The following is a 25,419-nucleotide window of genomic DNA, read 5'->3' as shown; positions in this document are numbered from 1 at the left end:
AAAAGCGAATTTATTACTTTTATTAATTACTCAAAACCTTTCAAGCCCTGAAGCCCTCCGGTGTGAATCGCCAGAATTTTACTGCCTGGCTCGAAGTAATCCATGCCTATTAGAGCCCACAGCCCAAACATCATTTTACCAGTATACACAGGGTCTAAAGGCAGGTTATGCTCTTCTCTAAATCTATGTATAAATGACATCAGCTCAGCGTTAATCTTAGCATAGCCGCCAAAATGGTAATCAGTATTTACTTTCCAGTTTTGATAATCTACGCCATAACCCTTTAAAAGGTCGCCTACTTCTTTTTGCAAAAAATCTCCTTTGAGAGCTGAAAACCCTAGCACCTGACCCGCCCCTTGCATGCCTACAATAATTCCTGATAGGGTGCCGCCTGTACCAGAAGCAGAACAGACATAATCAAAAGAACGCACCTCATCATCCACAATTTCTTCACACCCTTTTATTGCCAGATTGTTAGTCCCTCCTTCAGGCACCAAATAAAAATCTCCATATTTATCTCTAAGCTGCTGAATTATAGGTGCCGTTTTCTTTAACCTGTAGGTACTTCTATCCATATAAGAAATGTGCATCCCCTGTTCTTTCGCAAAACTTAGAGTATGATTTAAAGGTAAATGCTCCTCCCCACGTATAATTCCTATAGATTTAAAACCCACTTCCTTAGCCGCGGCGGCAGTAGCATAAATATGATTAGAATAAGCTCCGCCAAAAGTGAGCAAAGTATGATGTCCCTCGCTTTTTGCTTGAATAAGGTTATACTTTAATTTTCTCCACTTATTACCAGAAACATCAGGATGAATAAGGTCTTCTCTCTTAACAAAGAGTTGAATCTTTTTTTGGTCTAAAAAATCATTATTTATCTCTTGAATTTCAGGCTCTTGGTGTATTGTAAGCATTTATTTCTTTTTCTGCATATAATCAATGGTGAGATGAAGCATAGCTTTCATTCCAGTGATTAATCCACTTTCGTCAATATAAAAATCGGGTGTATGATGTCCGCCTAAAGTTACTTCAGGTTCATCTGAACTCAAGGGCTGACCGCCTATAAAGAAGTACAGCCCGGGTATTTTTTCCTGAAAAAAAGAAAAATCTTCTGCGCCCGTCACCGCATTGATCAACTTTACATTTCCTGGGCCTGCAGCCTTTTCTAATGATGGCAACATCATGTCTGTTAAAGAAGGCTCATTATAAGTAACTGGAACCATTTTCTGGATAGTAACCTCCGCTGTGGCACCAGCGCTCTCTGCTATTTTGGTAGCTGTAAGCTGCACCTTTTTATGAATCATGTTTTGCATGGTAGTATCTAAAGTTCTAATGGTTCCGGTAAGCATTACCTCTTCAGGCACTATATTAAAGCGAACCCCTCCATTGATTTTGCCCACTGTAATTACAGCAGCCTCTTTGGTAAGCATAGTTTGCCTGCTAATAATCGTTTGGAGGCCATTAATAATTTGTGCTGATACCACTACAGGATCCACTCCATTCCAGGGAGAAGAACCATGAGTTTGTTTTCCTTTTATCTTAATAGAAAATCGATCTGAAGCAGCCATAGCTCCACCTGGCTTGTAATTTATTTGGCCTACAGGGGTACCGGCACTTATATGCAGACCAAAAATCACATCAGGCTTAGGGTTTGCAAGCACCCCTTCTTTAATCATTAGGTCAGCACCGCCTTCTTCTCCAGCTGGCGCTCCCTCTTCAGCAGGTTGAAATATAAACTTCACCGTACCCGGCAGATCTGTCTTCATTTGAGATAGCACCGTAGCCACGCCCATTAAAATAGCAATATGAGTATCATGACCACAGGCATGCATTACTCCTGTTTTTACTCCTTCATATTCAGTAGTAACTTTAGAGGCAAAAGGCACTGAAGTACGTTCGGTTACTGGCAAGCCATCAATATCGGCTCTTAAGGCTACTACCGGCCCCGGTTTTCCTCCCTTCAAAAGGCCTACGACGCCCGTCTTAGCCACTCCCTCTTCTACCTTCATACCCAGTGAAGTGAGGTACTTGGCTATTTTTTTGGAAGTCTCAAACTCCCGGTTAGAAAGCTCAGGGTGCTCATGGAAATATCTCCGCCATTCTATTACCTGAGACTCTAAGTCCTGAGCTTTACTTATGGCTGTCTTATTTAGTGATGATTGTGAAAAAGTGCAATAAAAGCATAATACAAGAAGAATAGTTAGGGTAATTTTCATTTCGGTTTAGATTAATATTTATTCAAGATAAATATTAGAACCGTTTCTAAAAATTTTCACCCATTTTATTACTTATTCGCTGATTGCTTAACACCAGATAATGAAAGGGAAATATCGCCTCCGTTGGCTTCTATATTCACATATCCCAGATAATTAGTTTCTACACCTATTCTCCCCGTCACCCGCACCTCTTTTTGCTTATCATCAAGATACTCCTTCTTAGTTTTTACATTTTCAAAAGGTAATCTTAAATTCTCATCCTTAGCAGTAATATCTACTTTAAGGTACGAGTTAGGGAAAAAGTCTAAGAAGACATCAGTGTATTTACTTCGAATATCTATTTTATTAAAGCTAAAAGGAACACTTTTAAAAGATACCGACCCATAACTCATGTCCATATCTGCAGATTTATTGAGACTTTCTATTTCCAACTCTGAAAAAGAGGTATTACCCTTAATATAATTTAGCTTTTCAAAAATTAGCTTTCTATCACTTTTAGATTCCAGGGTAATGTCATTAGCCTCCACAATTCTAAGGTCAGAAGAAACGCTATTAATATCCACCTTGCCCATCTTCAAAACTTCTCCTTCCACTGACTTTAAAATCAGCTGTCCATCACTCAGCTCTTTAATTCGGATATCGCCATATCCCACATCTATCTTAGTGGTACCATTGAACTTATTAGCCCTGAGGTTACCATGAGTCACCCTAACCTCACATTTACCAAAGAGCTCATGTAGGTAAACATCTCCAAATTTATTGTCTAGCTCCAGGTTAAATGAGCGAGGCATATAAATTTCATAATTAATTTCAATTTTATTCTTACTAAGAAGCGTTTTTGAGTAGTCATTGATGTTATTCCAAAGCTCCTTAAAGAAACCTGATTTCCGATCAAGAATAGTCTCAATAATAAGGTATTGCCCCGTTTTATTAAAATCTATATTTACTCTGTCCGTAAGCTTTTCAGCATCATCTTCATCCTTGCCATACCCCACTATTTCTACTTTTACCTTTACTGAATCTTTATTCCAGGTATGCACATCTACCTGACCGTACTTATTCATTAATTCCAGAAAACCTCCTGCTTCTACATTGAAAGATTTCTCAATTAACCTGATTGATTTAGTATCTTCCTTCTCCTCGGCCTTCACCACACCTAGAGCTAAGCTTAAAAAGCAAAGCATAGATTTAAATATTAACATTTTCATGAATATTTTCTCCTTTATGTTTTCTAATCTCTCCTATAATTTGCTCCAGAATCTGCAGCTTGATGCGATAATTTGTAATCATAGCATCTATTACTTCCTCACTATCAGCGTTATCTCGAAGATCATTCTTAAGCTCTGCATAAGCACTATCAAGCATTGAAAGATTCTGCATTACTTCATGATCTACATTAGTATTGTTCGCTTTAATAAATCTCAACTTCTCTTCTACCTGCTGAGAATAGTAAAGCTCAGTTTCTGCCATTTCTGGTGATACATCATGCAAAGCATAGCCGTTTTGATGGTCTACTCCCACCACCTTAAGTGTAGCTAGCCCTGCCACGCATAGAAGAAGTAGCGCAGCGGCTACTTTTGCCATGCTATACCATAGGTGCAACCTACTTTTTTTAGTAATTGCTTTGTCTATATTGTTCCATAGCGCATCATAATCTGCCTGATAAACATCAAACTCCTTCCTGCGATTATGGACAGTGTTTTTTAATTGATCTTTCATGTTCAGGTATTTAGATTCAATATTTTCCTCACTTTACTTTTAGCCTTACTGTACTGAGCCTTGGAGGCTGATTCAGTAATTCCTAGTATTTGCCCTATCTCTTTGTGATCGTATCCTTCAAAAAGATAAAGATTCATTACGGTACGACACCCTTCAGAAATATGATCTATAGCCTGTAGTATTTTATGACTCTCTAAAGCACAATATTCATTCTCTTCCTCATGGTACTCGGCAACCTCTACATCATCATTCAACTCAGAAACTAATAGTTTTCTTTTCTTAAGAGCGTTTAAGCAATGATTAATGACTATTCTTTTTAACCATGCACCAAAAGTGACTTCCTTTTTAAGCGTATGAATAGAAGAAAACGCAGTAATGAATGCATCCTGCAGTACATCCTTAGCCTCTTCTTCTTCTCCCATCATTCGGCGACAAATGTTATACATAGCCGCAACATATAACTTGTACAGCTCAGTTTGGGCCTGCCTATCTCCTTTTTGGCACCGTTTTATTAGGTAAATATGTATTGTTTGGTGTTCTGCCTCCACTTTAGGTGTTAGTTATTGTAAGGACAACAGTCCCACTAATAGGTTTCCAACCGTATATAAAACATTTTAATTTAACGGTCGTTGTTTCTTACATGGTTATACGAAAGCTCTCAAAAACCTTATTTAAAATCAATAAAAGGACATTTATAGTGTTATGTGGTCTTATTTCAATCGGAATAAGCTCATATGCACAGGAACACATATATAGGGTAGAATGGAAGGGAGACTCTGTGGGCTATATGATAGCAAAGAAAAAAGTACAAGGCCCTATTACCAATTACTCCATTGAGAGTAAATCAAAAATAAGTATGATACTCAGTTTTGAAGTCAACTCTTCTTATAAATCACAATATGAGAATAATCGCTTAAGCAATTCTTACTGCAAAAACATACTTAATCAAAAAGTAAAAGGTGAAACCTCGGTTCACTTCAATGGCTCAGAATATCTGATAAAACAAAAAGACGAAGAAGACCAAGTTGTAAAAAAAAGAATAACAGAAAGCATAGCTGCCCTATATTTTAATGAACCTAAGCTAAACGAAATCTTCTCTGAAAACCATGGCTCTTTTTGTCCAATAAAAAAAATAGAAGATCATACTTATGAGTTAACAAAACCGGATAAGGATACCACTCTTTATTATTTTGAAAATGGAGAATGCGTTCATGTGACAGCACATATGGGTATCGCAACAATAAAAATGATCAAAATCAATTAAATAATGGCCCTAATTTCTTAATTTGAAATGTTATATCCGGTAACTTAGCGCTTCAATTTACTTTAACCTATCGTATATGGAAAAAGAAAAATTCACTGTTGATCAAATTTTATCCATGGATCTGCCAAATATCATTTTGTATGCGGCACCTGTAATGCTGTCATTAGTGGCAATAGAATGGATAATAAGTTACAAGCAGAAAAAGGACTATTATGACTCTAAAGATACTATATCCGCTGCTGTAATAGGTCTGGTAAATGTGGCTATGAGTGCAGGGTTAAAGATATTAACCTTTGGTGTTATTTTATTCTTCTACAATCTGGTTCCCTGGTCAATTCCTGCCACATGGTGGTCTTACATATTATGTATCATTTGGATTGACTTTTGGAGATACTGGGCTCACAGAGTGGGGCATGAAAACAGATTCTGGTGGGCTACCCATGTTACGCACCACAATTCAGAGAAATATAATTGGTCTGTGGCATTTCGCCTGAGCTGGACACAGCATATTAAAGTTATATTCTTTATTCCGGTGGCTCTTACTGGCTTTCACCCAGTAGTATTCTTTATTTGCCACCAAATAGAAGTTTTATATCAGTTCTGGATTCACACCGAATATATTCATAAGTTGCCTCGTCCGATAGAGTATATTTTCACTACTCCTTCACACCATAGAGTGCACCATTCTAGTGATGCTAAATACCTGGACAAAAACTATGGCTCCACACTCATTATTTGGGACAGAATATTCGGCACATTCCAACCAGAAGAGGAAAGACCTAAATATGGACTGACTGAGCCTGTGAACACTTATAACCCTATTACATTGAATTTTCACGAGTGGCGTGACATTTACATAGATGTAAAGAATAGTAAATCTCTGAAAGAAGCTTATCACATGATGTTTGGTAGCCCAGCACAAATAGCGGCAGAAAAGAAAGCAGCTATGGAAGCAGCTGAGCAAAAGAAAAAGGCGGCTTAAGAGTTAGCAAAACGAATTGAAAAAGGTCGGTTCTTAATAGAGCCGATCTTTTTTTTAGCCATTATTAAAATATTCTTGTAACTCTGTAAGGGTAGAGGGTGAAGTATGAAGATCTTTTATTACCTCTCCCTTTTCTAATACAATAATACGATCACATACTTCTGTAATATGCGTAAGGTCATGGCTAGATATTAGGTAGGTTACAGAATGATCATTTCGATATTCTATCAGTAGCCTTTTTAGTTTTATCTGTGTGCTGGGGTCAAGATTGGCAAAGGGCTCATCAAGAATAATAATTTCAGGATTACCCAAGAATGCAGAGGCTATACCTATCTTCTTTTGATTACCCTTAGAGAGATCCCTGATATATTTTTCCTTACCCCGTACTTCATCATTAAATATACCCTCAAACCTCTGCAACGCCAGACCTATATCCGCGGGAGACATTTTATGCAGTCCACCTACAAATGCAAAATACTCGTCAGGGGTGAGAAAGCTAATCAAAAAACCTTCATCAAGAAAAGAGCTCGTAAAGCTCTTCCATTCATCTTTCCCTTTTACAGGAATATCCTTTAGCAGCACTTCACCATCATTAGGCATTATCAAATCCAGAATAACACGAAACATAGTAGTTTTTCCAGCTCCATTGTTTCCAACTATGCCTACTGTACTTCCTGTTTCTATTTTTATAGTAGGCAGGTTAAGCACCAAATTTCCTTTATACTGCTTTCTTACCCCTTGTATTTTAATCATTATTCCTTAGTGAGTCCGCTATTACGTACTTATAATTATTAAACCTCTTCACCAGCACATCTATCAGCTTCTGACGAAACATAATTCCAAGAACTCCTTGAAAAGCAATGAGCACCACTCCCCAAATAGGTATCCCAAATAAATAAAAAAACATATACCCACATAGGGGAGTCATAAAACATGGGACCGCTAATATAAATTGTGCTAAGCCTGCTCCCTCATAATTAAACATACTTGATTTAGACAAATCTATCCTTTTTGGGCTTTTACCAGTGAAGTATAGAATAAAGAATGAGTTTACTCCCATATTAAATAAGAGAGTAGCAATATGAATAAGCACAATCTTAGCTCCAAAAAAACCGTAAGGTAATGACAGCAGAAATCCAATTAGACACCCGTAATCAAAAAGTTTAAGCTTATTTTCAATAATCTGTCTATAACTTATGTTCTTGGTTAGGAAGGTGTCAAAATAACCACTCTCCCAGCTAAAACTAAACTGACCATAATTAATCATAAAACCGCCAGTAATGAAAATGCCAACAAAAATGAGCATGGCATAACCATCCATATAACTGTCTTTAGTATAAAAAAGAAACCCATATAAAATGAAAAACAAAGACATCAAAAGCATAGACCGAGGTCTTTTGTTTCTCAAAATCAATCTCAACTCTAGGGTAATTAGTTCATTTTTAAAATGAGGATTGAAGTTAAACCACATATTATCGTGCTTCTTTTCCTGTATTTGCTCTGCATAAAAGGCCCTTTTAAGGGTAAAAAAACATAAGCTATACACTGCTACTATGGTAAGCAAAGCAATAGCAGGCACAAAATAATAATGAAGAGAAAGCATAAATAAGCCGGCAGACACTGATCTAAAATCAATAATATGATAATAATCTAAAGCAAAAACGAGCAACACCAGCCCCACGAAGATCAACATCACCCAAGAATTCTTAAAAATGGTTTTCTTTAGATAAACGATACCAAAACTGCAAATGAGAGATAATGAAGTAATAGAGAGAACCCAGCTAGCGGTGAGCCCCCAGCCATAGGCTGGCAGTACCTGCATCAGTGCAAATGGTATTACCAGAAATAGGGGCACCAGATTAAACAAGGTCATTGCTGATCTCAGCAATAAGTAATGGATGAGATGGCTCCTTTTTACAGGTAGTACTCGGTAAGGCTGTATCTCTAATGCTGGTATCTCCTGCAGGTAAAATCTCATAATAAGCTCTGAGGTGAAATAAAAAAGTACCAAGCCTGCATAGGTTTCAATTACTGGTTCTTCAGGAAACATAATCATAATGATGCGGTCCATCAGAAAACCCACCACCATTAAATATAAAACAGCCACCAAAGCCAGCAAAATAGATAGTACGGTAAGCAATCGGTTTTTACCCCAAGATGGTGACCTACTTATCTTTTTGGACTGATGATTAATAATCCATTTAAGCATAAATATTTTATAGGGTATTAATTAAAAACCGGATTGTTTTTCAATAAACTAATTTTTCAACGTTATTTGAAACAGTAGAACCCTAAGTTATGCACAAATATCTTCTTATTGCAATTTTCTTAATAGTAACGGGAGCCGTAAAAGCCCAAGACAAACGCCCCATACATGATATCCTAGACTCCCTGCAATACACCCAGGAGTTACCTAAAGACATATTAAAAACTAAATCGATGGTATTGGTAGATGTGCCCCCAAAAAGCACTACTCCTTACATCAGAGGAAACTGGCATGCTATGGCAGAAATTGCGCAGCCTGGATTTAGAAAAGCAGGTATAGACGCTGTCGTTTATTATCACATGGAAGACATATATAGTGGCAAAGAATCTTTTGAAGCTTTTATGGGCAACTTCAATAGTAGAGAAATTGAAAATGTAGTCTTTTTGATCAAAGAAAATGGCATTAATAAGGTCATCTTAACCAAAGTACATGATGAAAACCGCCTGATTGTACCTGGCCAAACAGCCTGGAAGATAGAAAATGCCAATATGGAAGAGCTCATGTCTTCATTATACAGGGTAGCCGGTAATTCACCTCAAGATAGAGAAAACCTTCTGGTGACTACCGTACCTGAATATGGGGATATGCCCAGGGTGATAAAAGCGAGAAGAGGAGAATATTACGATCTCAATTTCTCTTCAGAAAAACTGGCCATCCCGATGTTTGCCGATACGGCCGCTATTAGCCAGGCTATGACCAATTACCCCTATGAATACGGCTTTGTAGACCCCGAAAGAGAAGAGAAAAAACTTAGATCAGACGGGTATCAGTACATTCTATATTATGTACATTCTACTTCCAAATCTGTAAAAGAAATGCTGGAATACCCTATTAAAGAGTCGGAAACCGCATTTATTTCAGAAGTGATTGTGAATGACAAGACTAGAACATCATCCAATAATATTAATACTCCCGTTTATAAGTTTTATATAAAACATATTTACTCCGGTAATATCTTTTTAGGAAAAAGATGGGATGCCGCACCACGCTGGCAAGACGCTCTAATCAACTATGTTGATAACCTACGCAACGAGCTGGTGAGAAATTAGAGCTCACCTGGTGGGGTTTCTGTGATAACCTAACTGCAGATTTATGAAAAAAATATCAACAGCATTTCTGGCTGCCCTACTGTTTTTAGGAGGGTGTAATAACGCCAAAAAAGAAAACAACCATGCACCAAACCCAGAGGTACAGGCTTTTCTTGATGATTATAACACTAAATATTTGAAGCTATACTATCAGTCTTCGCTAGCTGAATGGGAGTCTAATACGCATATAGTAGAAGGAGATACTATGAATGCCTATCATACGCGCTTGGCCAATGAAGCCTTGGCTGCGTTCACAGGCAGTAAAGAAGTTATAGAAAAGACCAGAGAGTTTCTTAAAAACAAGAATGTTCTTGATACCCTTCAGGCAAAACAATTGGAAGCCATATTATACTCTGCAGCCAATAATCCTGCTACAGCAGAAAAAGTAGTAAAGCAAAGAATTAAAGCAGAAGCTTTACAAACCGAGCGCCTTTTCGGCTATGATTATAAAATAGGGAATAAGTCAGTTTCTACGAATGACATAGATAATATTCTTAAAAATGAAAATGATCTACTTTTAAGAGAGGCTGCCTGGGATGCCAGCAAAGAGGTAGGAAAAGAATTAAAATCGGGACTAGATCAGTTAAGAACATTAAGAAATGAAACAGTGCAGGCCTTGGGGTATCAGGATTATTTCTCTTATCAGGTCTCGGACTATGGCATGTCTGTAGATGAAATGATGGCGCTCAACCGACAACTTATAGAAGAAGTATGGCCGCTATATAGAGAGTTACATACATATGTACGCTATGAACTCGCTAAAAAATATGGAGTATCTACTGTTCCTAAAATGATTCCTGCCCACTGGCTACCTAACCGCTGGGGACAAGACTGGTCATCGATTATAAATGTAGAAGGAATAGATCTGGATGCCGCTTTAGAAGCAAAAGGTGCCGAATGGCTGGTTAAACAAGCAGAAAATTTTTATGTAAGCCTAGGCTTTGATCCCCTTCCGAAAAGCTTCTATGACAGCTCTAGCTTATATCCTGCACCTGCTGATGCAGGTTACAAAAAGAACAATCATGCTTCTGCGTGGCACATGGATCTTCAACAAGATGTACGCAGTTTAATGAGTGTTATCCCCAATGCCGAGTGGTATGAAACTACTCACCATGAGCTTGGACATATTTACTATTACATGTCATATTCCACCCCTGAAGTACCCCCTTTGCTTAGAGGTGGAGCCAATCGTGCTTTTCATGAGGCTATAGGTAGCATGATGGGCCTTGCAGCTACCCAGAAGCCCTTCCTCACCGAGCTAGAACTCATACCCGCCCATGTGGAGACTGATGAAACCATAACTTTACTGAAAGAAGCATTAAGTCATATTGTTTTTATTCCCTTTTCTTCAGGAGTGATGACCCATTTTGAGCACGACCTTTATCTTAATAACCTTCCTCAAGATCAGTTTAATGCCAAATGGTGGGAATATAAAGAAAAATTTCAGGGGATAGTACCTCCTACACCGCGTGGTGAAGAATTTGCCGACGCCACATCCAAAACGCATATTAACAATGATGCGGCACAGTATTATGACTATGCCTTATCATACGCTCTACTATTTCAAATTCATAGCCATATAGCCAAAAATATCCTCCATCAGGATCCTCGCGCTACCAACTACTTTGGAAGCAAAGCTACTGGAGAGTTTTTACATAAGCTACTCAAAACAGGCGCTACTGAAGACTGGCGTCAGCTATTAAAAGATGCTACCGGAGAAGACATCAATGCCAAAGCTATGCTAGAATATTTTCAGCCACTTATGAAATATTTAAAAGAAGTAAATAAAGGGAGAGAATATACCTTACCGGTAAGACCCATCTTTAATTAACTGTTGCATTAGAAAAAAAGCTACCTCTTTGACAGAGAGGTAGCCTTAGTTAAAACCAAACCAATAATTATAATTAAATTAAGACAAGGCTCAGGCGTAATTAATAAACGACGCTAACTTCTGAGCTCTACATTCTTCATATCTCAAAGGCCTTCTTTCTTTATTCACCTTCAGATCCGTCTCTCCCAAAGACTTTTTTACTGCATATATGAGAGAGTTATCTAAATAAGGCTTTATTAAAAAGGCACTAGCCTCCAGCTCCCTGGCAGATCGAATATAATCAAGATCCATTTCTCCGTGGAGGCATATTATGCTTATATCTTTAGTAGATTTCTCATTTCTGAGCATACCCACCATATCAAGGCCATTTAGTACAGCTATATCAATATCTGTAATAATCAAATCTGGCTGATTTTCCTTGGCTGCATATAAACCATGTAAGCCATCTGATGCATACATAAGGTCAAAATCAAAATGGGAAAGTATGCTATGCATTTCTCTCCTGGTTTCTTCATCTTGATGGATAATAAGAATACGTCTGCTTTTCATCTACTAAAGAGTTTTAAACGATTAGTGATGGCAAGTTATAAATTGATCAATGGATAATTTTTTCAGAATTTCTCTTAGTAGTTATACCTAGAGAGATTAAGCCAAACAACCTATTGATTTTAAGTAATTTACACGTAATTCAAATAATAGTCAAGACTTATGCATTGGGTATTTTGCACTAAACAATTAGGTAAATTTACCTAATGCGCAAGATGTAAGTATCTAGTCCAGCAAACCACTTTCATAGGCATATTTTACAAGACCTACAGTATTTCGCACACCAGTTTTATCCATTATACGAGCCCTATGGTTATGAATCGTCTTTTCAGAAAGAGATAATTTCTCTCCTATTTCCCTCATAGTAAGCTCACGACATATAAGTAATAGTATTTCCTTTTCTCGTTCGGTAAGAGACAATGTCTGATTAAAAACAGGTCTGGATTCAGCTTTTTTCCGATCTTTCGCTCCTTTTCTCAGAGCATCAACAACTAACTGATTCTGATAGAAATCCTTTTCCACCACTGCATTTATAGCTTCTTCCACTTCTTCAGGCTCTGCATTTTTTAATAAAAAGGCATGAGCGCCTACTTCCATAAGGTAAAATATGTGTTGCTGACTATCATGCATAGAAAGAATAATGACCTTTATGTCTGGATAGCGATTTATAATTTTCTCAGTGGCTTCTATACCGTCCATAACCGGCATTTCCAGATCCATCAGGATAACATTAGGAGGGTTATCCTTTACCAAATTCAGTAATTCTTTTCCATTTTCAGCTTCTTTTACTTCTAAAATCCCCGGAAAGGATTTTACTAATCTAGCCATACCCTTTCTAAAAAGGGTTTGATCATCTGCTATGTATACTTTCATTAAGTTCTTAAAACAATTCTTATTCGCGTGCCTTTGCTTATTTCGCTATCGAATTGCATTGCTGCCCTAATTAAGCTTACTCTATTCTCTATACTATATAATCCTATGCCTCCCTTATTTTCTCGCTTGGTTTTAACTATATCAAAACCTTTTCCATTGTCCGAGACCGTTAAATTAATAGGACTATTCCAATCGATATTTACGCACACTTCGGAAGCCTCAGCATGTTTAAGAGCATTATTAATTAATTCTTGCACAATTCGATAGATCAGGAGTTCATCCTGTTGGTTTAATTTAACGTTTTCTCCCTTTTGATGAAAGTATATTTTTGTTTGCGGTGTAGATAATTTTTCAACGAGCTCCTCTAAAGCCCTTCCAAGTCCAAAAAACTCCAGAGAAGTGGGAAGTAAAGCTTTAGATATTTTTCGCACCCTTTCTATGGTACTATCTATCATTTCTTTAGTATCTACCATGGTAAGCTCCATCTCTTCTGTAGGAATAGTTCCTTTTTTCAACATATTCAAATTAAGCTTAGCGGCTGATAGCATGGCTCCTATACCGTCATGAAGCTCTGCAGCAATCCTTCTTCTTTCCTTTTCTTGAGAATTTACAGTGGCCTGTAGTAATTCTCGCTGATAATCTACCTCCAACTGCTGGGCAGCAATTTCATTATGCAGCATACGCGAGCGATAATTAATAATGAAAAGTAGTATAGCTCCTGCCAAAAATAAAGTGGTAGAAGTTCCTAGTATGACCAGTGTCGCGATATTTGGAATCTCTATATTCATGAACATCCTAAATTTCCCAATTTAATTGAGCACAAAAGCAAAGCTTCTTACTAATGATCTTAACTATTTTAAAGAGACTACAAATCATATGATATACAACGGCAAATAATCTGTCTATCTTATTTAATAAAGAAGCTTTCAAAGTTTTACCCCGAAAAGCTGAGTTAATAGAGAAGAAAGAACTCTCTAATGGATTTTCTATTTCCATTTCTTACGTATTTAATAAAAAATAAGGTTATATGAATGCTAAATAAATCATCCATAAAAACCTGAGACAGTTATCATTATAGCCTTAACGGTTAAAAAATATCTAATACCAGTAATTATATAACTGCAAAGTTAAAAATTTATTTAAATTTAAATATTCTTTTATAAATTTCAACTAACAAAAGAAGTACTATTATTTTAGTCGCTATTTAACTTAGTTGCCATATCCATAGAAACAATTAAACTAGATTATTGATATTAAGATCAAACAGAAATTTAAAAAGATAGGTCAGATGTTGAGGCTATACTCTTGGCATGGAAGGCATAGTATTTTTACCACACAACGTTAACAAGTCATAAAATTCATTTGAAATATCATTGATCATATAATAGTAAACCTCCTATTCAGATAAGGCCATGTACTTACCAAGCCATTTCTTGATTCAGCATTTATTATTTAATTTGCCTGAAATCTCCAATATGACTTTAATTCAATTTGAATATATAATAGCTGTAGATAACTACAGACACTTCGGAAAGGCAGCAGAATCTTGTTTTGTAACCCAGCCCACTCTAAGCATGCAAATCCATAAAATGGAAGAACAGCTTGGTGTCATGATTTTTGATAGAAGCAAGCAGCCAGTAGTACCTACCGATGTAGGTAAAAGAATTATAGCCCAGGCTAGGTTGGCTTTAAGTGAATCAAAAAAAATTAAGGAGCTTGTAGCTGAAGAAAAAGGAGAAGTTGCAGGCGAACTCAGCATTGGCATTATACCTACCTTAAGTCCTTATCTGCTTCCTCTATTTATTAATAATTTCATAGAGAAATACCCTAATGTAAAAATTAAGGTAGAAGAGCTTAAAACTAATGAGGTGCTAAAAAAGCTTAAGAATGAGCTCCTAGACTTAGGGCTCATTGTTACCCCTCTAAATGATCCGGGGCTAATTACTAAACCTGTTTTTTATGAGGAATTCTACGCCTATGTATCGCACAGAAGCAGTTTATATAATGAAGAAAAACTAAACATTGAAGAGCTACCAGCGAATGAAATTTGGCTTTTAAACGAAGGGCACTGCTTCAGAGATCAGGTTTTAAACCTCTGCCACACCTACGAGGATAAAGACACACAATTTAAATATGAAAGCGGCTCACTAGAAGCACTGAAAAAGATAGTAGATAAAAATGGAGGTTTCACCTTGCTTCCTGAGCTAGCCACTTTGGATTTTGATAAAAACAGTAGGTCAAAGCTGAGATCATTTGATGATCCTAAGCCGGTAAGAGAAGTATCAATCATTATGCATAGAAGCTATCTGAAGAGAAAGTTAGTAGAAGCGCTTCACACAGAGATTCTCAATGCTATTCCTGATTATATTAACATTCAAAAACACGGAGAAGTCATAAAATGGAAATAATATATGAACCAGCCCACATCACAAGCCACCACCTGCGTACATGCAGGATCACAAAAAGATACAACGGCCAAAGGAGTTAATACACCCATATTTACCTCGAGTGCCTATGATTATCTGGACGTAGACGTTCACGCCTACCCGCGCTATTTTAATACCATAAATCAACAGGTGGTTTCTGATAAAATTGCCGCTTTAGAAAAAGGAGAAAAAGCCATGGTCTTTAGCTCTGGTATGGCCGCTATTACCACTGCACTTTTTTCCATTCTAAAAACAGGTGATCATGCTATATTTCAAAATGATCTTTATGGAGGAACACACCATGCCGTAACTAATGAGCTAAGCCGTTTTGGCATAAAATACACCCTGATTAATAGCCTATCAGCAGAGGAGTTTGAAAAAGCCATTCTTCCAAACACAAAGCTTATCTTCATAGAAACTCCCTCTAATCCTTTACTTAAGATTATTGATATCAGCGCCATTAGCGCACTAGCCAAGTCAAATAGCATCCTTACACTTATTGATAATACATTCGCTTCTCCCATCAACCAAAACCCTTTAGAACTAGGCATAGATATAGTGCTCCACAGCGGAACGAAATACCTGGGAGGCCATAGCGACTTATGCTGTGGCGCTGTAATATCATCAGAAGAAATTATGCATAAAATATGGTCTTCAGCCATTCATTTCGGCGGCAGCCTAGACGCCCAATCGTGCTACTTATTAGAAAGAAGCATTAAAACTTTATCGATTAGAGTAAAACAGCAAAACTCTAATGCACTTGCCATAAGTAAGTTTCTAGAGAGCCACAAAAAAATTTCTAACGTGTATTACCCTGGTCTCTCTACACATCCACAGCACCATTTAGCCTCTCGCCAAATGTCTGGTTACGGTGGTATGTTATCCTTCGAAGTGACGACAGATCCTGATGTATTTGTGAAAAAACTAAAGCTTATAGCTCCCGCCATGAGTTTGGGCGGCGTAGAATCTACCATAACTTCTCCTGCTCAAACCTCACATTCAAAAATATCGGAAGAAGAAAAAGAAAAGGCTGGAATATCAAATTATTTGCTTAGATTATCCGTTGGAATAGAAGACGCTGATGATTTAATTAATGACCTAGACCTAGCACTCAATGGTAATACCTAAAGAAATACGTGAGTTTTGCCAAAAGAAAATCGGCAATATTCAAGACTTTACCCCCGCCTCTGGTGGCTGCATTAACCACGGAGGAACAACTACCACGACAAAAGGTGAATTCTTTCTAAAATGGAACAGCGCCAGCCTTTATCCAAAAATGTTTGAAGTGGAGGCTAAAGGCTTGCAACTTCTGAGTGAGCCCAAATGCATTAAAATTCCAGAAGTAATCTTTACCTATGAAGGAGATGAATACTCATGTCTTATCCTGGAGAATATCAAATCATCAACCAAAAGTAATACTTACAATAAAGATTTGGCAGAAGGGCTAGCGTGTATTCATCAGCAAAAAGCTGAGAAATATGGCCTAGATCATGATAATTACATGGGATCTTTAGATCAAAGTAATGCTCACTCTGCAAGCTGGGCTGACTTCTTCTATAAAAACCGAATCGCACCCCAAGTAAAATTGGCCCTCTCCAACGGAAAAATGAGCCAGCATGATTACGATAAATTCTGTGAGCTAGCGGACAAACTACCTTCTTTGCTATCTGAAGAAGCCCCAACTCTCATTCATGGAGATCTTTGGGGAGGAAATATTATAGTAGGTGCCAGTGGAGAGCCTGTACTCATAGATCCTGCAGTGAGCTTTGCTCACAGAGAAATGGATTTGGCCATGACTACACTCTTTGGTGGTTTTGACCAATCTTTCTATGATGCATACATGAATATTTCACCACTGCCCGAAGGCTATCGTGAAAGATGGGATATTTATAATCTGTACCCACTACTGGTACATGTCAACTTATTTGGAGGCGGATATCACACTCAAGCGATGAACATACTCTCTAAATTCATCAGATGAGAATATTTTTCCACACATAAGGAACACACAATAATTATAAAATACTGATTTTCAACATTATAATATTTTGGTATTGTTTTGACATAAGTAAAGACAATACCAAACGGTAAAATCAAGATGGAAAATAATATTAACAAATTTGATATCAACATGTATGCAGTGCTCCTGATAGGAGCTCTAGCATTTATGATATTCGTGATGGGTTGCGAATCGCCTAAACAAAATAATGAACAGGCTGCTGATACTGTATCTATTGATAACAGCGCAGTTGAACCAAATAACGTTGCTGTTCATGAAGAAGATTCCACTATACATGCATTAGTGGAAAAATACCCTGAATTAGAATATAGCTATATACAAACTGAGGATGGTAATATTGTAACCGTTAAAGGAAACTATCAGGTAAAAGTAGATGGCATAGACAATGATCAAGACCTGAATAAATTTGTTAAATATGTAGAAGGTCATTTTGCAGACCAAGAACTAATGCGCAAAGAGTATAATAAAAATGTACAAACAGCCGCAGAACCAAAAGATGGATATGATGCTTATTATCAAGCCATTAAAACTAATGTAGAGTATCCTGAAGAAGCTTTAGATAACAACGTAGGTGGTACTGTAATAGTAGAATTTGTAGTAGATGAAAATGGAAAAGTAAGTGAAGTAAAACCTGTGGAATCTATCTACTATACCAAAAACAAGGAGTACATAGAGGCACTGGATGAGGCGGCTGTAGAAGCTATTAAAACTACTGACTGGACTTGGACTCCCGCTAAGCAAGGAAACTCACCTGTGAGAATGAAATTAGAAATTCCTATCACATTTGAAGCAGAAAGTTAATAAATATAAATAGTAATAGTAATCAAAGCTCGGTTCTATGAATCGGGCTTTTTTTGTTTTCAACAAAATATAAATTGGCTAAAATCGTTTAATTCAATAAAAATATATGGTAAAATTTTTCAATTAGAAATTAACCATTACCTTTGACAGGCAATCAAGTAATAATAATCACTAGGTGAAACCTCTTTTCACATATACGAACATCACACTAAACTCTATTCTAGGGATGGGCAATATTATTATTACTACCATTATTACCCCTTTGCGGGGTTAATATTCATATATCACCATTAGGGGCATGGGCTCCATCGTATAAAAATCACATCATATTTTATTAACTATAAACTTATCTGTTTATGCAGGTCTTAAAATTTGGCGGCACATCCGTAGCCTCAGCTAAAAATATTACGCTGGTAAAAGACATCATCGTTCAAAAAAAAGATGCAGGCAGCCTCATAGCTGTAGTATCAGCACTAGGGGGTATAACTACACAATTGGTAAACGCTAGCCTTTTGGCTTCCAGCGGAGATGAAGGCTACCTAAAACTTCTTAACCAGGTAGAGCAAAAGCATATAAAAACTGTTCAGGAGCTGATATCAGTAAAAGCACAAAGCAAAACCCTAGGAAAAGTAAAAATATTATTAAATGACCTTGAAGATATTTGCCGAGGCGTATTTCTGATTCAGGAGCTCACGGCTAAAACCAGCGACAAAATACTGTCTTTTGGAGAAAAGCTTTCTTCTACAATAATAGCTGACTTCCTAAATGACAGTGGCATAAACAGTAGCTTGGCTCAACCTCAAGAATTTATCATTACAGACAATAATTATGGTAGAGCCAATGTAGATTTTGGAGTTACAGTACCTAAAATTAGCGCCTACTTTGGCGAGCAGCTACCGGTATACATATGCCCTGGATTTATAGCCTCCTCTAAAGATAATCAGTGGACTACCCTCGGACGTGGTGGCTCAGACTACACTGCCGCTATATTAGCCTCAGCACTAAATGCCGCTGAATTAGAAATATGGACGGATGTAAGTGGTATGATGACTGCCGACCCTAGATTAGTTCGGTCTGCCTACGCCATCAATGAGATCTCTTATGAAGAAGCTATGGAGCTTTCTCACTTTGGAGCCAAGGTAATATATCCTCCAACCATTCAGCCTGCTTTAGAAAAAAGTATTCCTATAAGAATTAAAAACACCTTTAGTAAAGAGGATGCTGGCACACTGATATCAGCCAATGCTTCTGCCAATGGTCAATTAATTAAAGGTCTTTCCAGCATTCAAAACATAGCCTTGCTCAATGTTTCCGGCAGTGGGATGGTGGGCATACCCAACTTTTCACACAGATTGTTTAGAGCGCTCTCCAATGCTAAAGTAAACGTGGTGCTTATCACTCAGGCATCATCAGAGCACACTATATGCGTAGGCATAGATGCCAGTGATATAAGCAAGGCATTAACTGCTATAGAATCAGAATTCGCCTTTGAACTATCTGCTCGCAAGATTAATCCTGTAGAAGTAGAAAAAGAGTTGGCTATAATAGCCCTGGTAGGTGCTAACATGAAAGAACAGGTAGGAGTGAGTGGTAACATGTTTAGTGTGCTTGGCCAAAACGGAGTGAACATAAAAGCCATAGCACAAGGATCTTCTGAAAGAAATATATCAGTAGTGGTACATGAGAAAGAAGTGAAAAAGGCCCTCAACAGTTTACATGAAAGCTTTTTCTTATCAGATAAGCGAGTTATAAATGTATTTATGATTGGTGTAGGAAATGTAGGATCTGCCCTAATAGAGCAGCTAAGAAAACAAAAAAGTTATTTATCCACACATCACCATATAGATTTAAGAGTAGTAGCACTAGCCAATAGCCGAAAGATGTACTTCCAGGAAAGAGGCATGGATCTCAAAGAATGGAAAAACAAGCTGGAACATGAAAGTGAGCCTATGTCCTCAGAGTTATTCCTACAAAAAATGGCCGAACTCAACTTGAGAAACAGCATTTTTATAGACAACACAGCTAATGCAGACATCGCTTCTGTTTATAATGGCGTGCTAAAAGAAAGTATTTCGGTAGTAACACCTAACAAAATAGCTTGCACTAATTCTTATGAAGAGTACCTTAATCTTAAAAAGACTGCCTTAAAGTATAAAGCCAAATTCTTGTTTGAAACCAACGTAGGCGCAGGATTACCGGTAATCAACACCTTAAACGATTTGATAAAAAGTGGAGATGAAATCATAAAAATCCAAGCCGTGCTTTCTGGTAGCTTAAATTTTATCTTCAATAATTTCAATGAAAACACTCGGTTTGCAGATATAGTAAGACAAGCTCAGGAAGAAGGCTATACGGAGCCAGATCCAAGAATAGATTTGAGCGGAGTAGATGTAAAAAGAAAAATACTTATCCTCATAAGGGAAAGTGGCTTAAATATGGAGATAGATGATATCCCTTCAAGAGCATTTATTCCCAAAGAATGCATGAATGCTCCTACTATTGAAGAGTTTTTCAAAAAACTAGAAGAGCATGAAGACACCTTCCAAAAGATGATAGCAGACGCTAAAAAGGCGGGTAAAAAAATAAAATATGTAGCTACTTTCAATAAAGGTAAAGCAGAAACAGGGGTACAGCTTATAGAAAGCTCACACCCTCTCTATAATCTGGAAGGTAAAGATAATATAGTTCTTTTCACCACTAAAAGATACCCTGAACAACCCCTAGTGGTAAAGGGTGCCGGAGCTGGTGCTGAGGTTACTGCTTCCGGAATATTTGCCGATATAATGAGAATAGCCAACGCTAACTAATATGGAAAAGATAAAAGTGTTTGCGCCCGCCACAGTAGCTAATGTAGGCCCTGGTTTTGATGTACTAGGCCTAGCTATAGATGGCATAGGTGACGAACTCGAAGTAATAAAAATTGATAACGGCATTAAAATCAATCCCATTTCAGGTTTTGAAGATCTGCCAGTTGACCCTAAAAAAAATGTTATTGGCGTAGCCATACAGGCATTACTAGATGAAACTAAACTGAGCAATGGTTTTGAAATCAATGTCAAAAAGAGGGTGATGCCCGGCAGCGGATTGGGTTCCAGCGCTTCAAGCTCAGCGGCAGCTGTATTTGCTGTCAATGAGTTGTTGGGGCAGCCCTATAGCCGACAAGAGTTAGTGAAATTTGCAATGGAAGGGGAGCGGTGTGCGTCAGGTAAAGCACATGCAGACAATGTGACCCCGGCCTTACTAGGCGGCTTCACTATTGTAAGAAGCTATACTCCACTGGATGTAGTTAATGTGCCTTATCCTAAAGATTTACATGTGGTGGTAGTTCACCCTCAGATAGAGGTAAAAACATCTGACTCCAAGCGCATTCTTAAGAAAGATGTAAGCTTGGAAACAGCGATAAGCCAGTGGGGAAATGTGGCAGGATTAATAGCAGGTCTGGCTACTGAGAATTATGAACTCATAGGCCGTTCTTTAGAAGATTACATAGTAGAGCCTATCCGCTCGGTACTGATTCCGGGCTATGATGGTGCCAAAAAGTTAGCCATGGAAAATGGAGCTTTGGGCTGCAGTATTTCAGGTTCAGGGCCATCCATTTTTGCTCTCACTAAAGGGAAAGCCACCGCAGAAAAAATCGGCACAGCCTTTACCAATTATTATTCATCATTAGAAATAGATCATAAAGTATACCTATCGGCTATTAATGCAGAAGGTGCTAAAGTAATTTAAAAATGCAGTATTATAGTACCAATAGACAAGTAGCTCCTGTTAGTTTTAAAGAAGCAGTAATCAAGGGATTACCGGATGACAATGGCCTTTTTATGCCTGAAAGCATACCGCAGCTACCTAAAAGCTTTTTTGATAGCCTTTCATCTCTTAAGCTAGATGAAATAGGCCTGGAAGTGGCGACTCCTTTGATAGAAGAAGATATTCCGAGACAAGATCTGGCTACAATTATTTCAGAGACACTCAATTTTGACATACCTGTAAAACCAGTAAAAGACAATATTTATGCGTTGGAGTTATTTCATGGCCCAACTTTAGCCTTTAAGGATGTCGGAGCTCGTTTCCTGGCTCGCTGCCTGAGTTATTTTTCAAAGGAAAGTGACGAGAAAGTAACTGTAATTGTAGCTACATCTGGCGATACAGGAAGTGCGGTAGCTCATGGCTTTTTAGGTGTAGAAAATGTAGATGTAGTTATTCTTTACCCAAAAGGAAAAGTAAGCTACCTGCAAGAAAAGCAACTGACCACATTAGGACAGAATATTACAGCATTAGAGGTTGAAGGTAATTTTGATGACTGCCAAAGGCTAGTTAAGACGGCTTTCTTAGACAAGGAGCTTAACAAAAAAATGAAGCTTACCTCAGCCAATTCTATTAATATTGCCAGGCTTATACCGCAGTCTTTTTATTACTTCTGGGCGAAGGCTCAATTACCTGAAAAGGACTTGGTATTCTCTGTGCCAAGTGGGAACTATGGAAACCTTACAGCCGGACTTTTAGCTAAAAATATGGGGCTGGATATTAAGGGATTTGTGGCTTCTTCCAATATTAATGATATCGTACCTAATTACCTCGCTTCTGGCAATTATGAGCCTACAGCGTCTAAAGCTACAATTTCTAACGCTATGGACGTAGGCAATCCTAGCAATTTCTATAGGCTCCAAGAGCTATACGGCAAAAGTTGGGATAAAATAACAGCTGAAATAAAAGGATATAGCTTTACTGATGAGGAAACAAAAAAGGCTATGAAGGAAGTTTTTGATGAAACTGGTTATGTCATGGACCCTCATGGAGCTGTTGGCTATTTAGGCCTAAAAAATTACCTTCTTCAAAATGAAAAAGCAACCGGCTTGTTTTTAGAAACTGCTCACCCCGCTAAATTCAAAGACACTGTAGAAGAAGTAATAGGTGCAGTGACCATTCCTGAAAGGCTGGCCAAATATGCTGACAAAGAGAAGAAAAGCCGCCAGATAACATCTGATTTTGAAGAATTTAAAAACTACTTGAAAACCAGATAAATAATATGAGCTCCGGTGATCTATAAGTAGATCATCGGAGTTGATTTTATTGTTCCAATCGACCTTTTAACTTGTTATAATCTGCTGATAGACCCACCTCAATATCTCGCTCTAATAATTCAGGGTGATTAAAAAACAGCTTTTCGCCCTTATTACTCGCTTCTACTAAATAATCCTTACCTGAGAAATAACTTTTAACTACTTTTACCGACAAGGTTGCACCTTCTTCCACATACAGATCATGAGGATAAAGCAGCACCTTCCTATTGCTATTTAAGCTAGGCCATAAAACATCAGCTTCTACCTCAGAAACCTCGCCGAACAGGGTGGCAACATACCTGCTTTTCGGATTAAAATATAAATGAGAAGGCGATTCGTGTGCCATAATTTCGCCTTCTTTCATTACTATGGCATCATCAGAAAAAGAAAGCACTTCTGTAGGATCATGAGTAGCCACAATACAGGTAATATTCTTTTCTTTCAAATAATTAAAAATATTCCTACGCAGATTATTTCTTCTATACTGATCAATGTGACTAAAAGGCTCATCAAGTAATAGAAGTTCCGGCTCTTGTGCTAATGCCTGAACAATAGCCACCCTTTGTTGCTGGCCTCCACTAAGATATTTAGCCTGCATATCAGCATAATCTTCCATTTCCACCATCTCCAATAACTCCTGTATTCTATCTTGCTTTTCATCTAAAGGAATTGATTTCAAATGCTTCCCTACATTTTCAGAAACCTTATGAAAAGGATATAGATCAAAAGATTGAGAAAGGTATTTTATAAAAGGCTCTCCGGGCACCAGCCTGTCTTCTGGCTTGGTTATCTTTTTATCACCCCAGCTTATTTCACCTTGAAAGGAAAGTAAGCCATATATAGCTTCCAAAAGAGTAGTTTTGCCACAGCCACTGGCTCCTATTACACTTAAATGCTTACCCTGATCAAGAGTAAAACTGATGGATTTTAATATAGGATCACTGTTATAGGCAAAAGAAACATTGGATAATTCTAGCATGAAAAATGGTCTACTTACAAAATCATTTCGGTGGCTAAAACTACCCCTGCTTTCTTAATTAACCAATTTAATTCTAACTAGTTAATTAATATTTTTTGTGTTACCAGCTCGTTAGAAAAGGTAAGCTGCACAATATAATAACCTTTAGCTATATTTTGAGGCAGGCTTATTTCATTCACATATCCATCACTATCAATAGCAATATCTACCTTATATCCATTAGAAGAAACCATAACTAATTTACTTAGCGGCTGTGTACTTTTAACTGTAATACTTCTATTAGTTACAGGATTCGGGTATAACTGGTAATTCAAATCCTGAGTCTCGCAATTTACTCTTACTAAACCATGATACTGTGAAGCTCCATCAAAATCTACTGCCTTAAGTCTATAATAAGATACGCCTTTTGCAGTTGCATAGTCAGTCCATGCATAATCAATCTCCTCAGTTGAATTACCATTTCCTCTTAGGTATCCAATTTCCTGAAACTCTATAGAATTGATTGATCTTTCTATCACAAAATGGTCAAAATTACGCTCTGTAAGTGTACTCCAGGTAAGCGAAACGGTATTATTCTTTACACTTGCCACAAAGTTGCTAACCTCAATGGGAAGCACCCCTCCATTTCTTACAAAATCATAAAGAGGCTTATCATCATTATATAAATCACCTTCTGTAGCTGTGTAATCAGTAGGATTACAGGTAGGGGTTCCCCACCAACTAGTAGCACAGGTATTATTTCCATCACCAATGGTACCATTGTTATTATTTAGATTTCCAAAAATATAAAAGGTAGGACTTGTAGTCACAGCTGTACCATCATTAATATTCAGGTCTCCTAACACTACTACCCTTCCATTATTATTACTTTTAAAACCTCCGTAGGAAGTGTATGACCCTGTAACTATAAGCAAACCATTAGAGTGAATTTCAATGGAAGCACCAGATCCAAGATTTAAATCACCATCTACATAGAGTGTATCATAAATATTAATTTTGGGATTTGCGCTCTCTACCGACAAGGTATTTGCCGATCTTATATAACCATAAACATTAATTTCGCCCGCATTATTATTAGTAGGATTACCTGGTCTAGCCGGAGCTCCATTCCACCCACCTTTGCTAGACCATGTAGCCTGATCTTCCCAATTCCCTGAATAGTTATTCTTACTAGTATAATTTATTTGCGCGCTAGCTATATTATATACACTAAAAAAAAGAAAAATTATATTAAAATAACAATATTTCACCACCTATGTAATTTTTATGACAACTCTCTATAGATGTAAATAATGTGCCAATAATAAAAAAGGCCTCAATTCAATGAATTGAGGCCTTCTTATTACAA

At 37.5% G+C, this 25,419-nt stretch carries 23 protein-coding genes; 11 read left to right on the top strand and 12 right to left on the bottom strand.

The features are described 5' to 3' along the window. Positions 1-26: 26 nt before the first annotated feature. The 5 genes from JL102_RS01410 to JL102_RS01390 form a co-directional block, all read right to left on the bottom strand. On the bottom strand, positions 27-914 hold the full coding sequence (locus JL102_RS01410) for a 1-aminocyclopropane-1-carboxylate deaminase/D-cysteine desulfhydrase (protein WP_202241893.1): 888 nt from the start codon (positions 912-914) through the stop codon (positions 27-29). Beyond that, positions 915-2,216 carry an amidohydrolase gene (locus tag JL102_RS01405; RefSeq protein ID WP_202241892.1) on the bottom strand — a complete coding sequence of 434 codons (1,302 nt, stop codon included), beginning with the start codon at positions 2,214-2,216 and terminating at the stop codon, positions 915-917. A gap of 68 nt (positions 2,217-2,284) precedes the next feature. After that, on the bottom strand, positions 2,285-3,400 hold the full coding sequence (locus tag JL102_RS01400) for a DUF4097 family beta strand repeat-containing protein (RefSeq protein WP_202241891.1): 1,116 nt from the start codon (positions 3,398-3,400) through the stop codon (positions 2,285-2,287). Between the two features lie 4 nt (positions 3,401-3,404). Then, the gene (locus JL102_RS01395; RefSeq protein WP_202241890.1) at positions 3,405-3,935 is read right to left on the bottom strand and encodes a hypothetical protein; all 531 of its coding nucleotides are present in this window, start codon (positions 3,933-3,935) and stop codon (positions 3,405-3,407) included. A gap of 2 nt (positions 3,936-3,937) precedes the next feature. Then, positions 3,938-4,483: an RNA polymerase sigma factor gene (locus JL102_RS01390; RefSeq protein WP_202241889.1), complete on the bottom strand. Its 546-nt coding sequence runs from the start codon at positions 4,481-4,483 to the stop codon at positions 3,938-3,940. Positions 4,484-4,488: 5 nt separating this feature from the next. Here JL102_RS01390 and JL102_RS01385 point away from each other — a divergent pair, with 5 nt between their 5' ends. Further along, positions 4,489-5,199, top strand: coding sequence for a DUF6134 family protein (locus JL102_RS01385; protein ID WP_202241888.1), 711 nt, complete (start codon positions 4,489-4,491; stop codon positions 5,197-5,199). A gap of 76 nt (positions 5,200-5,275) precedes the next feature. Beyond that, positions 5,276-6,181, top strand: coding sequence for a sterol desaturase family protein (locus JL102_RS01380; protein WP_202241887.1), 906 nt, complete (start codon positions 5,276-5,278; stop codon positions 6,179-6,181). A 54-nt stretch (positions 6,182-6,235) separates the two neighbouring features. On the opposite strand, the gene JL102_RS01375 is transcribed toward JL102_RS01380, so the two are convergent. Continuing rightward, positions 6,236-6,934, bottom strand: coding sequence for an ATP-binding cassette domain-containing protein (locus JL102_RS01375; RefSeq protein ID WP_202241886.1), 699 nt, complete (start codon positions 6,932-6,934; stop codon positions 6,236-6,238). Next, positions 6,927-8,390: a DUF5687 family protein gene (locus JL102_RS01370; protein ID WP_202241885.1), complete on the bottom strand. Its 1,464-nt coding sequence runs from the start codon at positions 8,388-8,390 to the stop codon at positions 6,927-6,929. Before JL102_RS01370 ends, JL102_RS01375 begins: the two co-directional genes overlap by 8 nt. 89 nt (positions 8,391-8,479) lie before the next feature. Between JL102_RS01370 and JL102_RS01365 the strand changes: the two genes are divergently transcribed. Together JL102_RS01365 and JL102_RS01360 are read left to right on the top strand one after the other, a co-directional pair. After that, positions 8,480-9,496 (top strand): hypothetical protein, encoded by a 1,017-nt coding sequence (locus tag JL102_RS01365; RefSeq protein ID WP_202241884.1) that lies wholly within the window; start codon positions 8,480-8,482, stop codon positions 9,494-9,496. A 43-nt stretch (positions 9,497-9,539) separates the two neighbouring features. Then, positions 9,540-11,366, top strand: a complete 1,827-nt coding sequence (locus JL102_RS01360; protein ID WP_202241883.1) for a M2 family metallopeptidase — start codon at positions 9,540-9,542, stop codon at positions 11,364-11,366. A 90-nt stretch (positions 11,367-11,456) separates the two neighbouring features. On the opposite strand, the gene JL102_RS01355 is transcribed toward JL102_RS01360, so the two are convergent. The 3 genes from JL102_RS01355 to JL102_RS01345 all read right to left on the bottom strand — a co-directional run bounded on the left by JL102_RS01355 (position 11,457) and on the right by JL102_RS01345 (position 13,573). Continuing rightward, positions 11,457-11,915: a response regulator gene (locus JL102_RS01355; RefSeq protein ID WP_202241881.1), complete on the bottom strand. Its 459-nt coding sequence runs from the start codon at positions 11,913-11,915 to the stop codon at positions 11,457-11,459. A gap of 222 nt (positions 11,916-12,137) precedes the next feature. Then, positions 12,138-12,785: a response regulator transcription factor gene (locus tag JL102_RS01350; RefSeq protein WP_202241879.1), complete on the bottom strand. Its 648-nt coding sequence runs from the start codon at positions 12,783-12,785 to the stop codon at positions 12,138-12,140. After that, positions 12,785-13,573: a sensor histidine kinase gene (locus JL102_RS01345; RefSeq protein ID WP_202241878.1), complete on the bottom strand. Its 789-nt coding sequence runs from the start codon at positions 13,571-13,573 to the stop codon at positions 12,785-12,787. The genes JL102_RS01350 and JL102_RS01345 overlap by 1 nt, the downstream gene beginning before the upstream one ends. 687 nt (positions 13,574-14,260) lie before the next feature. Between JL102_RS01345 and JL102_RS01340 the strand changes: the two genes are divergently transcribed. The 7 genes from JL102_RS01340 to thrC all read left to right on the top strand — a co-directional run bounded on the left by JL102_RS01340 (position 14,261) and on the right by thrC (position 23,053). Beyond that, a complete protein-coding gene (locus JL102_RS01340) occupies positions 14,261-15,193 on the top strand; it encodes a hydrogen peroxide-inducible genes activator (protein WP_202241876.1) in 933 nt (310 codons plus the stop codon). A gap of 3 nt (positions 15,194-15,196) precedes the next feature. Beyond that, a complete protein-coding gene (locus JL102_RS01335; RefSeq protein WP_202241874.1) occupies positions 15,197-16,339 on the top strand; it encodes a trans-sulfuration enzyme family protein in 1,143 nt (380 codons plus the stop codon). Then, positions 16,326-17,192, top strand: coding sequence for a fructosamine kinase family protein (locus JL102_RS01330; protein ID WP_202241873.1), 867 nt, complete (start codon positions 16,326-16,328; stop codon positions 17,190-17,192). The genes JL102_RS01335 and JL102_RS01330 overlap by 14 nt, the downstream gene beginning before the upstream one ends. Positions 17,193-17,309: 117 nt before the next feature. Next, complete coding sequence (locus tag JL102_RS01325; protein ID WP_202241872.1) at positions 17,310-18,032, top strand: energy transducer TonB; 723 nt, start codon at positions 17,310-17,312, stop codon at positions 18,030-18,032. A 356-nt stretch (positions 18,033-18,388) separates the two neighbouring features. Continuing rightward, a complete protein-coding gene (gene thrA, locus JL102_RS01320) occupies positions 18,389-20,839 on the top strand; it encodes a bifunctional aspartate kinase/homoserine dehydrogenase I (RefSeq protein ID WP_202241871.1) in 2,451 nt (816 codons plus the stop codon). Position 20,840: 1 nt separating this feature from the next. Continuing rightward, positions 20,841-21,761 carry a homoserine kinase gene (locus JL102_RS01315; protein ID WP_202241870.1) on the top strand — a complete coding sequence of 307 codons (921 nt, stop codon included), beginning with the start codon at positions 20,841-20,843 and terminating at the stop codon, positions 21,759-21,761. A gap of 2 nt (positions 21,762-21,763) precedes the next feature. Then, positions 21,764-23,053, top strand: coding sequence for a threonine synthase (thrC, locus tag JL102_RS01310; protein ID WP_202241869.1), 1,290 nt, complete (start codon positions 21,764-21,766; stop codon positions 23,051-23,053). 46 nt (positions 23,054-23,099) lie between these two features. Here the strand turns inward: thrC and JL102_RS01305 are convergent, their stop codons facing one another. Beyond that, entirely contained in the window at positions 23,100-24,071 is a 972-nt protein-coding gene (locus JL102_RS01305) for an ABC transporter ATP-binding protein (protein WP_202241868.1), read from the bottom strand. 77 nt (positions 24,072-24,148) lie between these two features. Continuing rightward, complete coding sequence (locus tag JL102_RS23940; RefSeq protein ID WP_202241867.1) at positions 24,149-25,324, bottom strand: T9SS type A sorting domain-containing protein; 1,176 nt, start codon at positions 25,322-25,324, stop codon at positions 24,149-24,151. Positions 25,325-25,419: the final 95 nt, after the last annotated feature.

This window comes from Fulvivirga sediminis (assembly GCF_016757215.1).
Classification (GTDB): domain Bacteria; phylum Bacteroidota; class Bacteroidia; order Cytophagales; family Cyclobacteriaceae; genus Fulvivirga; species Fulvivirga sediminis.
Note: the sequence above shows the minus strand (reverse complement) of the source record. Positions and strands in the feature narration are given on the sequence as shown.